We start from the raw sequence: 14,354 nt of genomic DNA on the forward strand, positions 1-14,354 counted from the left end.
AAGGTAGGTAAGCAACATGGAAGAGAAATGGTTAGTTGGTGTTGACCTTGGTGGTACAACGATTAAATTAGCATTTATTAATGTATACGGTGAAATTTTACATAAGTGGGAAATCCCTACGAATACAGGTGAGCAAGGAAAACATATTACACTTGATGTTGCGAAAGCAATTGATAAAAAGCTAGAAGAATTAGGCGAATTGAAGAGCAAGTTAATTGGTATTGGTATGGGAGCTCCTGGTCCTGTACATGTGGCGTCTGGAATGATTTATGAAGCGGTTAATTTAGGATGGAAAAACTATCCGCTAAAAGATTTATTAGAAGTAGAAACAGGATTACCTGTTGTTATTGATAATGATGCAAACTTAGCAGCGCTTGGTGAAATGTGGAAAGGTGCTGGTGAAGGTGCAAAAGATTTAATCTGTATGACACTTGGTACGGGCGTTGGTGGTGGTGTAATCGCCAATGGTGAGATTGTACACGGCGTGAGTGGTGCTGCTGGTGAGATTGGACATATTACAGTCGTTACAGAAAATGCTTTCCCATGTAATTGCGGAAAGTCTGGTTGCTTAGAAACAGTAGCATCTGCGACAGGTATTGTACGTGTTGCTATGCAAAAAATACAAGAGACTAATAAAGAGAGCATGTTGCGTTCTATGTTAGCTGAAGAAGGACGTATTACATCAAAAGATGTCTTTGAAGCACTTGGACAAGGTGATGAATTAGCAGGTGAAGTAGTAGAAAAAGTAGCCTCTTATTTAGGATTAGCTGTAGCGAACCTTTCTAGTACATTGAACCCAGAGAAAATTGTTATTGGTGGAGGCGTGTCTAAAGCTGGAGATGCGCTATTAGAACCAATTCAACGCTATTTCGAGCAATATGCTTTCTCACGTGCTGTAAAGAGCACGAAGTTAGCTATTGCAACACTTGGTAATGATGCAGGTGTTATCGGAGGAGCTTGGCTTGTAAAAAAGCACAAATACGAAGCGAAGATGATATAAGTTGTGAAATATGAAAAGAGGAAGGGGGAGCCCTTCCTCTTTTTGTGTGAAATCTCGATGAAGAATAAAGTGTAAACGAATTAAGCTGCTGGTGGATACCCGTTATATAGAACAGTCATGATTGTAAACCATCCGAAAACGAGTACAGTTGCAATTGCAAAGCCGCTCGCGAAAAAGTTTTTTTCACGAAGTGTTCTAAGCGTAGCAAATACAGCTAACAGAGTGACAAGTGTAAAAATAATAACAAGGCCCATACAATATCCTCCTCTGTCTACCCATTTCTTATTATGAGTTTTTGGAATATTTACTCTTTTATATTGTACATGTTTTAAAAATGATTGTCGAGATAGCATCCTTTCTTTTCCTCAGAGAAAGAAATGTTGTATCATTAAAAGTAAGTTTAATAACTGGAGGAGATTTTCATATGAAATGGATACAAATGCCGTTAGGCCCATTACAAACAAATGCTTATATTTTAATGAACGATCAAAAAGAGTGCATTATCTTTGACCCTGGTCATGAAGGTGAAAAGCTCGTTACATATGTACAAGAAGAACAATTAAAACCATTGGCTGTTTTATTAACACATGCTCACTTTGATCATATCGGTGCTGTTGATGCGGTAAGAGACGCTTTTCATATTCCTGTGTACGTACATAAAGAAGAAGCAGATTGGTTAGGAGATGCAACTGTAAACGGCTCTCAAATTTTTATGATGAACCGCAGTATTACAGCAAAACCAGCGGATCATATTATTGATGCAGAAGGTACATTAACAATTGGATCATTTAATTTTGAAATTTTTGAGACACCAGGACATTCTCCAGGAAGTATTTCTTATTATAGTAAAGAGGCGAATGCTGTATTCTCAGGAGATGTATTGTTCCAAATGAGCATTGGAAGAACAGATTTACCTGGTGGAAGTTTCGCTGAATTAATTGGAAGTATTGAAGAGAAATTATTTGTATTACCAGATGAAACAGCGGTTTTATGTGGACATGGTCCAGAAACAAGCATTGGCTTTGAAAAAGAAAATAATCCGTTTTTACAATAAGGAGTCATTATGGGAATGGAGCTCATTTTAAGAGAATGGATGGGGAAAGAAAAGGATTATTCAATTTCATATAGTACGTATATGAACCTTGTATTGTATACAGAAGGTCATGGATATTATATGAAAGAACGTGAAAAGATTGGAAGACAAGGGGATTTTTTTACAAGTAGCAACGTATCCTCTGTGTTTGCAAAAACTTTTGCTAAACTTTTTATTCGTCTTGTTGAAAATGGTGAAGTTGCTCCGAATATTTGTGAAATTGGCGGAGGAACAGGGAAGTTTGCCTATGATGTTTTACAAGAATGGAAGCAAGTATCTCCAAAAACCTTTATTGATTTAAACTATTCAATGATTGAAGTGAGCCCCTTTCATAGAAAATTACAGCAGGAGCACCTTGGCTCATTTTCTAATGTATCGTACTATACCTCCTATAGTGAAATGGGAGATTCTTTCGAGGGAATTCTTTTTTCGAATGAGTTGTTTGATGCATTTCCTGTTGAAATAATTGAGAAAAGAAATGGTATGTTGTATGAAGTACGTATTACATATACAGAGGAAGGAAACCTTTCAGAAGTATGTAGGCCGTTAGATAAAAGAATTGGTCGCTATTTATTAAAATATAATATTCATATTGCTGAAGGGCAACGTTTTGAAGTACCAATTGTGATGGAGGAGTATATAAAAGAAATTGCGAAATGGTTTCAAAAAGGTATATGTATTACAGTTGATTACGGATACACAAAAGAAGAATGGATGCATCCAGCACACCGTGAAGGAAGTTTGCGAGGGTATTATCAGCATAAGCTAATACGTAACCCACTAGCGCATCCAGGTGAAATGGATCTTACTACTCATATTCATTGGGACGAGCTAAAGGAGATGTTTAGTATGCAAGGAATGAGTGCAGTATGGCATAAGAAACAATCTGAGTTCTTGTTAGCTGCAGGGATATTAGAACAGCTTACGAGCCATCAAGATATGAATCCTTTTTCTGAAACGCAAAAACAAAATCGAGCCGTTCGTTCTATGATTTTGAATGGAGGAGTAGGGAGTGCATTTGATGTTGTTATACATACAAAAGATATGCAACATTTACATTTGGATCGGTATGTAACAATATAAAAAACAAGACACAGTATATACTGTGTCTTGTTTTTTAATACGACTTATGTAGTATTATATATTTCCTCTCATGATATATATTTATATTAAAGATATGAGATGAAAAATATAGAATACGTTCTTTTTCTTCGATTATTAGTCCCTAACCTAATAATACGCGAACGAGTTGAATGATTGTTTCATTCTCTACTTTGTAATAAATTTCCAATCCTTTTCTTTCACTAGAAACGATTTTAGCGCTTTTTAATTTTGCTAAATGCTGTGAAATTGTAGATTGTGGCATGTTTAAGCCAGTATACATTGTAGAAACGTTGCTTGGACCGCGCTCGATTAATCCTTTTACGATACATAAACGAACAGGATGAGCTAGCACTTTTAATAATTCTGCATTACTTTCATATAGTTCTAATTCTTTTTGAAAGGTTTCTAACATGTTCTTTTCCACCTCCGTGTGAGCTATTATACCATACTATACATACCAAAAATTTAAAGAAAAGAAAATAGTTGTTGCAGAAAAAAAGTCCTAAAGTAAAGAAATTGTAAGAAAAGAGACCCTGATGTAAATAAAATAGGTAAATTAGCATGTTTTTGTAAAATGACATTTTTGGGTGAAAATTTCGATGCGTTTTAAAAATTGAAAGATATAGATATATTTGTAACACAATTTTATCATGATTTTCTTATTCTTTCAAATGAATATACGAAATTTTTAAAATAATATGACAAAGGAATTATAATGATATATATAGAATATAAAACAGGTTAAAAGAAAAGAAGCTGAATGTAATTCGCTTCTTTATGGTGATAATGAAATATTTGCTTACAGCTGATAAATCTTAGGATGATCAAGTCATTAGTCATTTATTCTAAAATTCATCTTTTAGCAACGTTAAAAACCTGTGATTCCATATGTTCTCATAAAAATCAATTGTCTCTTTTGCGGACATAAAAGGATTATTCAACGTAGAGGTTGTTTTCTGTACCATAAAGTTTTCGTATCCTAGTCCGTGGGCAAACTTAATCGTAGCATCCATACAGTACTCTGTTTGGGCGCCACAAAATTCAATGCAATTTACAGATAATTGATCTAAAATTTCTTTTAAGTTTGTTTTATAAAATGAATTTGCATGTGTTTTTCTTACAAAAAAATCTTGTTCTTGAACATCTAAATCGGTATGAATAGCCCAAAGTTCTTTCTCGGGTACTAAATCATCATCACAATGTTGAACAAAAAGGATTGGTTTATTTAATTTTCTGTATGAATAAATTCTTTTATTTACTTTTGTTAGTAAGTTCTGTAAATCAAATAAATGCTCCTCGCTATAACATACGCCATTTTGTAAATCGATAACGATTAAAATATCTGAACAAATATCCATTATTTTCACCCCTTTTTATTTCTTAATATATCAATTAATCCATTATTTAGAAATAGATGATATACTTTTATTTTTTTATGGACTATAAGAAAAGAAGAAATTCAAATGAATATAACTAAAACGCAGAAAAAGAAGATATGAAAACCTAATCTCATATCTTCTTTTTCTCTATGCATTTACAGGTTCTTCTACATAAGAAAGGGCATTTTCAAAATCGGATATTAAATCGTTAACATTTTCAAGACCGACTGATAACCGAAGTAATGAATTAGAGATTCCTCTTTCATCACGAGCTTCTTGCGACAGTGCTGCATGTGACATTTTTGCTGGATAAGAAAGAATTGACTCTACAGCTCCTAAACTAACTGCAAAAACAGGTAATTTTACTTTTGATAAAAATTGGCGGAGTGCATCTTCTGACTGCAAAGTAAACGATAAGACCGCTCCAGCTGATGTTGCTTGAGATTGTTGAATATCAAATCCGAGATGTGTTTGTAATCCCGGATAATAGACATTTTGTACTTTAGCGTGCTCTTGTAAATAATGTGCGATTTTATTGGCATTTTTAACTGAATGCTCGAGGCGTACGTGCAATGTTTTTAGACCGCGAAGTACGAGAGAACAATCTTGAGGTCCTAAAATAGCACCGAATGCATTTTGTAAAAATCCAAGCTTTTGAGCGAGTTCTGCATCTTTTACTACTGCTAATCCGGCAGTAACATCACTATGACCAGCAATAAATTTTGTAGCACTATGAAGAACGACATCAGCTCCAAGTTCAAGTGGTTTTTGGAATAGTGGTGTCAAAAATGTATTATCAACAAAAGTAAGAGCGCCAATAGATTTTGCGAGTTTAGAAACCTCGCGAATATCTGTCACTTTTAAAAGTGGGTTAGAAGGTGTTTCTACATAAAAGAGCCTTGTATTTGGTTTCATGTTTTGTTTTATTTCTTCTAAATTGGTCATATCAACAAATGTATGTGAAACACCGTAACGGGAGAGTACCTCAGTTATCACTCGGTAAGTGCCTCCGTACACATCTTCTGAAATGAGTACGTGATCACCTTGTGAAAGAAGGAGGAATGCAGTGGAAATCGCTGCAATGCCTGATGCAAAGGCGAATCCTTTTGTTCCGCCTTCTAATAAAGCAATGATATCTTCAAGAGCTTCACGAGTTGGATTTCCTGACCGGCTATAGTCATATTTTCCGAACGTATCTACATCAAACTGGTGAAAAGTTGATGTGTTATAAATAGGAACGTTCACAGCTCCTGTTTGCGAGTCATGTTTATATTGGTTGTGTAGTAAGAGTGTATCTATAGAATAGCTCATATTCTTACACCTTCTTTTACGAGTTTAATGGCTTGCTTTAAGTCTTGAATTAAATCGTTACTATTTTCAATGCCAACTGAGAATCGAAGAAGACGATTGCATACGCCGTTTGCTGTTCTAATTTCTTCAGGAATATCAGCATGTGTTTGCGTTGCTGGATAAGTCATTAAACTTTCTACACCACCAAGACTTTCGGCAAATGTAATTAAGGATAAAGATTGTAAGAATGGATTAATCCAAGCTTCATCTTTAAGGCGGAATGAAATCATGCCGCCTCTTCCTGGATAAAATACATCTGTCACCCCGTCTTCATCATTTAAATACGCAACAACTGCTTTCGCATTTTCTTCATGTTGTCTCATGCGAAGCGCTAACGTTTTCATACCGCGAATTAATAACCATGAGTCAAATGGGCTTAAAACTGCACCTGATGCATTATGATAATGAGCGATTTCCTCGCAAAGTTCCTTTCCTTTTGCAACGACAAGCCCGCTTAGTACATCGTTATGTCCCCCTAAATATTTCGTTGCGCTATGAAGTACAATGTCAGCACCTTCTGTTAATGGTTGCTGTATATAAGGTGTGTAGAATGTGTTGTCTACAATAAGAAGTAGTCCGTGCCTTTTCGCTACAGTTGCGACAGCAGCAATATCAGTAACTTGCATTAATGGATTAGTTGGAGTTTCTATGAAAATAGCCTTCGTTTCAGTTGTGATAGCTTGCTCAATTTGTTTAATAGACTGTGTATTTACGTATCTACATCGAACATTCCACTTTTTTTCATGCTCAGAAAATAATCGATACGTTCCCCCGTATAAATCTTCAGATACAATAAGTTCGTCTCCAGAGCGGAATAGAGAAAGGACGAGGAGAACAGCCGCCATCCCTGAACTACAGGCATAACCTTGTTCGCCATATTCTAAGTCTGCGATCGCCTGTTCTAAAAGACCGCGAGTTGGATTGCCAGTTCGTGAATAGTCAAAGCCAGTAGATTTACCAATTCCTTCGTGGCGATAAGCGGTTGAGAAATAAACTGGTGGATTAACCGTTCCAGTTGTAGTTTCACTACGATTTCCGATTTGTGCTAGTTTTGTTTCGATTGTTGACATGTGAAAATTCCTCCTTTTTAAATTGAAACATTAAGTGAATATAAAATAAAAAAAGCCTTCTAAGAAGAAGGCTTTCGGTTTGAATAGAGTCTTCTTCTCATCTGTCAAATCTTTCACAATTTGCTGGAATTAGCACCTTATTAACAAAATGTTAATGGTTGCTGAGGCGTCACAGGGCCAGTCCCTCTACCTCTCTAGATAAGAATGTTCGTATGAAATTTTTATTATGTTTTTAACTTTACAATAAAAGATAATTGAATTGCAACTTTATTTTAAATAATTTTTATTTTTCCGCAAGTGTCATTGACTTTTAATTTTGTGCATGCTAAATTTATTAAAAAATTAACAAACATTGTTAAAAGGGGAACGCATTTCCTTTTAGCTACATAAATAAAATAATAAAGACAACTCTTATTGAGAGCGGTGGAGGGAAAGGCCCTGTGAAACCCGGCAACCTTCAAACGAAATGTTTGAAACGGTGCTAATACCTGCAAAACGAATGTTTTGCATAATAAGAGGAGGAACAATTATGTCCCCCTCTTCAAAGTGAAGAGGGGGTTTTTATATTGATAGAAATGAGGGAGATTCGTGAAATTACTAGATTTATTATCAAAAGGAATTGTAATAGGTGATGGTGCGGTTGGAACGTTATTGCATTCACATGGTTTGCAAAGTAGCTTTGAAGAATTGAACGTATCTGATCCAGATCTAATTATATCCATTCATAAACAATATGTAGCTGCTGGAGCAGATGTAATTCAAACGAATACGTATGGAGCAAATGAGGCGAAATTACGTATGTATGGTTTAGAAAATCAAGTTACAAAAATTAATAGAGCGGCAGTGAAATTGGCGAAAGCATCTGTGACAGATAAAAATGCAATTTTAGGAACAATTGGTGGTATGAAACATATCGGAGCTGTTACAACGACTGATATGGAAAGGGAGTTTATGTTACTTGAACAGGCGGGGGCTTTACTAGAAGAACAGGTTGATGGATTACTATTAGAAACTTTTTATGATGAATTTGAATTACTTCATGCTGTTAAAGTGTTGCGTAAGCAAACGAATATTCCGATTGTTGCGCAATTAGCGTTACATGAAGCAGGTACGACTCAAAATGGAAATGATGTCAATGAAATATTAAAGCAGTTTATAGATTACGGTGCAAATGTTGTTGGATTGAATTGTCAACTGGGGCCGCTTCATATGACGGAAGCTTTCAAAATGATATCGATTCCGCAAAATGGCTATTTATCAGCATACCCAAATGCAGGTCTCCCGAATTATGTAGAGGGACGTTACGTATATGAGGGAAGTCCAGCTTATTTTGAAGCAATGACACCGAAATTTATTGAGCAAGGTATTCGGTTATTGGGTGGCTGTTGTGGTACGACTCCAGAACATATTCAAAGTATGAAGCGCGCTGTTGCGAATATTACCCCTGTAATCGAAAAAGAAACGATTCAAAGGCCAAAAGTCGTTCATACGCATGAGAAACGTTCGAAGGCTCACGTCACTCTAGCAGAGAAAGCAAAAAAACAAACGACAGTTGTAGTGGAATTAGATCCACCGAAAACGTTAGATACACAGCGTTTTTTTGAAGGAGCAAGAGCGTTAAAAAGAGCGGGAGCAGATGCTATTACTCTAGCAGATAATTCATTAGCATCGCCTCGTGTCTCTAATATGGCGATGGGTGCGTTATTAACGAAGCATGATATCCCAGTATTGACGCATTTAACGTGTAGAGATCATAACGTCATTGGACTACAATCTCATTTGTTAGGTTTATCGGCGTTAGGGATGGAAGAAGTGTTAGCTTTAACTGGTGATCCAGCGCGCGTTGGTGATTTTCCCGGTGCCACTTCTGTATATGATTTATCCTCTATTGAGCTTATTAAAATGATTAAAGAAATGAACGATGGACGTTCAATTTTAGGGAAATCAATTGGACCGGCGACAAGGTTTTCTGTAGGCGGCGCATTTAATCCTCACGTGAGGCACTTAAAAGCAGCGGTTAAGCGAATGGAACGAAAAATAGATGCTGGAGCGGAGTATTTTTTAACTCAGCCAATTTACGATATCAAGTTAATTGAAGAAGTGTATGAAGCGACAAAGCATTTGGAACAACCTATTTTTATTGGAATTATGCCGTTAGTAAGTAAGCGGAATGCAGATTTTCTTCATTTTGAGGTGCCGGGTATTACTCTTCCTGAAGAAATAAGAGAGAGAATGGATGGACATGAAACGAAAGAGGCAGCAATTGAGGAAGGGATTCGCATTTCACAAGAATTGGTCGACGCAGCGATGAAATATTTTAATGGTATTTATCTTATTACACCATTTTTAAAGTATGAAATTACAGAACATCTTGTTAAATATGTAAGAGAAAAGCAAGAAGTGAAAGAAGGTATTAATTGATGAAGTGTATAGAAGAAAAATTGAAAAATAGCATTTTAATATTAGATGGTGCAATGGGGACAATGATTCAGCAAGAGGATTTAACTGCTGAAGATTTCGGAGGAGAAGAGTACGAGGGCTGTAATGAATATTTAGTGGAAACAAGACCAGACGTTATTTTAAAGATTCATAAAGCTTATATTGAAGCTGGAGCGGATATTATTGAAACAAATACATTTGGGGCAACGAATATTGTACTAAGTGATTATGAGCTGTCTCATTTAGATGAAGAACTAAATGAAAAGGCAGCACTTTTGGCGAAGCAAGCTGTTAAAGAAAGCGGGAATGAAGTATATGTTGCGGGAGCGATGGGACCAACAACGAAAGCAATTAGTGTTACTGGTGGTGTGACTTTTGAAGAATTGATTGAGGCTTATACAAGGCAGGCACGAGGATTATTAAAAGGAGAAGTTGATGTATTACTCGTTGAGACGAGTCAAGATATGCGTAACGTGAAAGCAGCTTATATTGGAATTCAAGCTGCTTTTGAAGAACTGAAAAAAACGGTTCCTATTATGATTTCAGGTACGATTGAGCCAATGGGAACGACTCTGGCTGGGCAAACAATTGAAGCTTTTTATTTATCAGTAGAACATATGAAACCATTATCTGTTGGGTTAAACTGTGCGACTGGTCCGGAGTTTATGAGGGACCATATTCGTTCACTATCTGATTTATCGGAGTGTTACATTTCTTGTTATCCAAATGCAGGTCTTCCTGATGAAGATGGACATTACCATGAATCTCCATCTTCTCTTGCTGAAAAGGTGAAGCGATTTGCTGAAGAAGGGTGGGTTAATATTATTGGTGGTTGTTGTGGCACGACACCAGAACATATAAAAGCAATGAAATCCGCGCTAGCATCTCTTAAGCCTCGTGACCATCATGAGAGAGAAGGACATGGAATTAGTGGATTAGAAGCACTGCAATATGATGAGTCTATGAGACCGTTATTTGTAGGTGAAAGAACGAATGTTATTGGGTCACGTAAATTTAAACGATTAGTAGCAGAAGGGAAATTTGAAGAGGCTGCTGAAGTGGCAAGAGCGCAAGTGAAGAAAAATGCTCATATTATTGATATTTGTATGGCAGATCCTGATCGCGATGAAATAGAAGATATGGAAAACTTCTTAGCAGAAGTTACGAAAGTTTTAAAAGTACCGATTATGATTGATTCAACAGATGAAAATGTGATGGAGCGAGCTCTTACTTATATTCAAGGAAAAGCTGTTATTAATTCAATTAATTTAGAAGATGGAGAAGAACGATTTAAAAAAGTGACACCGCTTCTTCAGAAGTATGGTGCTGCTATAGTTGTAGGAACAATTGATGAAGACGGTATGGCGGTTAGTGCGGAGCGAAAGATAGAAATTGCGAAAAGAAGCTATGAATTACTTACAAAGAAGTATGGGATACGCCCGTCAGATATTATTTTTGATGCACTTGTGTTTCCGGTAGGGACAGGTGATGAAGAATATATTGGTTCAGCAGCAGCAACTATAGAAGGAATTCGCCTTATTAAAGAAGCGTTACCAGAGTGTTTAACGATTTTAGGGGTAAGTAACATATCATTTGGTTTACCACCGGCTGGACGTGAGGTATTAAATTCAGTCTTTTTATATCATGCTACGAAAGCAGGGTTAGATTACGCGATTGTGAATACGGAAAAATTAGAACGCTATGCGTCGATTCCAGAGGAAGAAAAACGCCTTGCAGATGCACTACTGTTTGAAACGACGAAAGAGACGTTAGAAGAATTTACAAACTTTTACCGAGTTGCTAAAAAGAAAGATGTCGTTGTGCAAGAAACGTTAACGCTTGATGAAAGACTAGCAAATTATATTGTAGAAGGTACGAAACAAGGATTACAAGAGGATTTAAGTCTTGCACTTGAAGAAGGAAGAAAACCTCTTGATATTATTAACGGTCCGCTTATGACAGGGATGGATGAGGTAGGACGACTATTTAATAATAATGAACTTATTGTTGCTGAAGTATTGCAAAGTGCCGAAAGTATGAAAGCTGCTGTAAGCTATTTAGAGCCACATATGGAATCTAGTGATAGTGCGAAAAAAGGGAAAGTATTATTAGCAACTGTAAAAGGTGACGTGCATGATATTGGGAAAAATCTCGTTGAAATTATTTTAGCAAATAACGGATATGAGATTATTAATTTAGGAATTAATGTACGTTCGGATCGAATTGTTCAAGAAGTACAAGAAAAGAAACCGGATATTATAGGCCTTTCCGGTTTATTAGTAAAATCAGCGCAACAAATGGTAACGACTGCTGAAGATTTAAAAGCGGCAAATATTGATGTGCCCATTGTTGTAGGTGGTGCAGCGTTAACGAGAAAGTTTACAGATAATCGGATTTCACCATCATATAAAGGACTCGTTTGTTATGCGAGTGATGCGATGACGGGGCTCGATATTATTAATAAGCTTCAAAAAGAAGAAGAGCGTGAGAAGATGAAACAGGATAAAAAAGAACGTCATCTTCATATCGTAAAAAAAGAGGAGAAGAAAGTAGAAATTCCAGCAGTAATTGAGCCATTACCGAAGGCTGAAGTTATCGTGCCTGATTCAACAAAACGAATTGTATTACGCGATATTCCGGCCCTTCATCTCGCTCCATTTTTAAATAGACAAATGCTACTTGGGCATCACCTTGGATTAAAAGGAAATGTGAAGAAGCTTTTGAAAGAGGGAGATAAGAGAGCACATGAATTAAATGATTTAATAGATGAATTATTGCAGGAAGGACAATCTTGGTTAAAGCCGAAAGCAGTGTATCAATTTTTCCCAGCGCAAAGCGACGGACAAAACATTGTAATATATGATCCAGAAGATCATACGCGTGTTATAGAGCGTTTCACATTCCCTAGACAAGGAAAGGCTCCCTATCGTACTTTAGGTGATTATTTGCGCCCAATAGGAGATGAGATGGACTATGTTGCTTTCTTATCTGTTACGGTTGGGGAAGGAGTTCGGGACATTGCTGAAGAGTGGAAGGCGAAAGGTGATTACCTACGTAGTCATGCCATTCAATCGTTAGCGCTTGAATTAGCGGAAGGACTTGCTGAAAAAACACATATGCTCATTCGTGACCGCTGGGGCATTCCGGACTCACCTGAACTGACGATGGAAGAACGTTTCCGTACGAAATATAGAGGAATACGAGTGTCATTTGGTTATCCGGCGTGTCCAGAACTTGCAGATCAAGAAAAGCTATTTCGCTTAATTCATCCAGAGGAAATAGGTATTTCATTAACAGAAGGATTCATGATGGAGCCAGAAGCGTCCGTAACGGCTATGGTATTTTCTCACCCTGAGGCAAGATATTTTAGTGTATTATAGTCTAGAAGGGGGAGACGTATGAAGAAAATAGTCTTTACAGGTGGCGGTTCGGCAGGACATGTAACACCTAATTTAGCCATTATCCCATATTTACAGGAAGACAACTGGGATATCTCTTATATTGGTTCTCATCAAGGTATTGAGAAAACGATTATAGAAAAGGAAGGCATTCCCTACTATAGTATTTCGAGTGGAAAGCTACGTCGTTATTTTGATTTGAAAAATATAAAAGATCCTTTTCTTGTAATGAAGGGTGTTATGGATGCGTATGTAAGGATTCGAAGACTAAAACCAGATGTGATTTTTTCAAAAGGCGGTTTCGTATCTGTACCAGTCGTAATTGGAGGATGGCTAAATAGAGTACCAGTTTTATTACATGAATCTGATATGACACCAGGACTAGCAAATAAAATTGCGCTTCGTTTTGCTTCGAAAATATTTGTTACATTTGAAGAAGCAGCGAAACATTTACCGAAAGAAAAAGTAATATATACGGGATCTCCTGTACGTGAAGAAGTGCTGAAGGGAAATCGTGAAAAAGGTTTAGCGTTTTTAGGTTTTTCACGTAAAAAGCCAGTTATTACGATTATGGGAGGCAGCTTGGGCGCGAAAAAAATTAATGATACAGCTCGAGAAGCATTACCAGAACTTCTTAAAAAATATCAAATTGTTCACCTTTGCGGAAAAGGTAACCTTGACGAAAGTTTACAAAATAAAGAAGGATATAGACAATTTGAATATGTACATGGAGAACTGCCAGACATATTAGCGGTAACAGATTTTGTTATTTCACGCGCGGGCTCCAACGCAATTTTTGAATTTTTAACATTACAAAAGCCGATGGTTTTAATTCCATTATCGAAATTTGCAAGCCGTGGAGATCAAATATTAAATGCAGAGTCCTTTGAAAGGCAAGGGTATGCCTCCGTGTTATATGAAGAAGATGTAACTGTAAAATCTCTTATAAAGTATGTCGAAGAATTGAATCAAAATAATGAGAAGTATAAAACAGCACTAAAAAAATATAATGGAAAAGAAGCAATTAAAACAATCATTCAAAATATTTCAGAGGCATGATGAAACAATCATGCCTCTTTTAGTAGGGTGAAAGATTCCAAGAATTGATATTTTTATGTTACAATAAAGTGAAACTTTAATCAGTTGGGTTCATCCCACATCTAACTTCTTTACTGTTACTGAATTTTGAGGAGGGAGTCTTACTGCCCTCAAATAGCGGGATAACAAATGGGTTAATAGGGAAATTCCAATTAATGAGGCGTGAAAATACGAATGGATTAGGAGTGACTGTGTTGGAGCTAAGTCTCTATGAAAATACTGCACTTATTATATGCTTTGTGTTGTACGTTGGTAGTGTTATTGTTTATATTTCAAGGAAATTTTCGCAAGAAAGAGAGCTTGAAAAGTCAGAGATAACAGCTGAACTAGAAATGTTAGCTGATGAAAGTTATAAAAAACAAAAAATAAAAGAAGACCATGAAGCATCCCATCATTTAAACGCAAATAAGTTTTAAAGATGGG

Annotated in this window: 12 protein-coding genes and 2 riboswitches; of the genes, 7 read left to right on the forward strand and 5 right to left on the reverse strand. The window is 36.4% G+C overall.

Annotated elements, in window-relative coordinates; genetic code table 11:
* Positions 1-16: 16 nt before the first annotated feature.
* A complete protein-coding gene (gene glcK, locus AU379_RS03055) occupies positions 17-1,000 on the forward strand; it encodes a glucokinase (protein WP_000391701.1) in 984 nt (327 codons plus the stop codon).
* An 80-nt stretch (positions 1,001-1,080) separates the two neighbouring features.
* On the opposite strand, the gene AU379_RS28325 is transcribed toward glcK, so the two are convergent.
* A complete protein-coding gene (locus AU379_RS28325) occupies positions 1,081-1,254 on the reverse strand; it encodes a DUF2759 domain-containing protein (RefSeq protein WP_000524852.1) in 174 nt (57 codons plus the stop codon).
* Between the two features lie 170 nt (positions 1,255-1,424).
* On the opposite strand from AU379_RS28325, the gene AU379_RS03060 reads away from it, so the two are divergent.
* Both AU379_RS03060 and AU379_RS03065 read left to right on the forward strand, forming a co-directional pair.
* A complete protein-coding gene (locus AU379_RS03060; protein ID WP_000871237.1) occupies positions 1,425-2,054 on the forward strand; it encodes an MBL fold metallo-hydrolase in 630 nt (209 codons plus the stop codon).
* A gap of 9 nt (positions 2,055-2,063) precedes the next feature.
* On the forward strand, positions 2,064-3,176 hold the full coding sequence (locus tag AU379_RS03065) for an SAM-dependent methyltransferase (RefSeq protein WP_000525144.1): 1,113 nt from the start codon (positions 2,064-2,066) through the stop codon (positions 3,174-3,176).
* A gap of 142 nt (positions 3,177-3,318) precedes the next feature.
* Here AU379_RS03065 and AU379_RS03070 read toward each other — a convergent pair whose 3' ends face one another.
* The 4 genes from AU379_RS03070 to metI all read right to left on the reverse strand — a co-directional run bounded on the left by AU379_RS03070 (position 3,319) and on the right by metI (position 6,996).
* Positions 3,319-3,609, reverse strand: coding sequence for a metalloregulator ArsR/SmtB family transcription factor (locus AU379_RS03070; RefSeq protein WP_000894377.1), 291 nt, complete (start codon positions 3,607-3,609; stop codon positions 3,319-3,321).
* A gap of 433 nt (positions 3,610-4,042) precedes the next feature.
* Entirely contained in the window at positions 4,043-4,555 is a 513-nt protein-coding gene (locus AU379_RS03075; protein ID WP_000350341.1) for a cysteine hydrolase family protein, read from the reverse strand.
* A gap of 168 nt (positions 4,556-4,723) precedes the next feature.
* Positions 4,724-5,887, reverse strand: coding sequence for a cystathionine beta-lyase (gene metC, locus AU379_RS03080; RefSeq protein ID WP_061138951.1), 1,164 nt, complete (start codon positions 5,885-5,887; stop codon positions 4,724-4,726).
* Positions 5,884-6,996, reverse strand: coding sequence for a cystathionine gamma-synthase/O-acetylhomoserine thiolyase (gene metI / locus AU379_RS03085; protein ID WP_000103889.1), 1,113 nt, complete (start codon positions 6,994-6,996; stop codon positions 5,884-5,886). Before metI ends, metC begins: the two co-directional genes overlap by 4 nt.
* Positions 6,997-7,090: 94 nt before the next feature.
* Positions 7,091-7,201: riboswitch (SAM riboswitch) on the reverse strand.
* Between the two features lie 203 nt (positions 7,202-7,404).
* A riboswitch (SAM riboswitch) is annotated at positions 7,405-7,514 on the forward strand.
* A 70-nt stretch (positions 7,515-7,584) separates the two neighbouring features.
* On the opposite strand from metI, the gene AU379_RS03090 reads away from it, so the two are divergent.
* From AU379_RS03090 to AU379_RS03105, 4 genes are all read left to right on the forward strand, one after another.
* Entirely contained in the window at positions 7,585-9,417 is a 1,833-nt protein-coding gene (locus tag AU379_RS03090) for a bifunctional homocysteine S-methyltransferase/methylenetetrahydrofolate reductase (protein WP_000770360.1), read from the forward strand.
* The gene (metH, locus tag AU379_RS03095; RefSeq protein WP_061138952.1) at positions 9,417-12,815 is read left to right on the forward strand and encodes a methionine synthase; all 3,399 of its coding nucleotides are present in this window, start codon (positions 9,417-9,419) and stop codon (positions 12,813-12,815) included. Before AU379_RS03090 ends, metH begins: the two co-directional genes overlap by 1 nt.
* 18 nt (positions 12,816-12,833) lie before the next feature.
* Entirely contained in the window at positions 12,834-13,892 is a 1,059-nt protein-coding gene (gene murG / locus AU379_RS03100; RefSeq protein WP_000724782.1) for an undecaprenyldiphospho-muramoylpentapeptide beta-N-acetylglucosaminyltransferase, read from the forward strand.
* 194 nt (positions 13,893-14,086) lie between these two features.
* Complete coding sequence (locus AU379_RS03105) at positions 14,087-14,347, forward strand: DUF3966 domain-containing protein (RefSeq protein WP_001250699.1); 261 nt, start codon at positions 14,087-14,089, stop codon at positions 14,345-14,347.
* Positions 14,348-14,354: the final 7 nt, after the last annotated feature.

Source organism: Bacillus sp. JH7 (genome assembly GCF_001563515.1).
GTDB lineage: Bacteria > Bacillota > Bacilli > Bacillales > Bacillaceae_G > Bacillus_A > Bacillus_A cereus.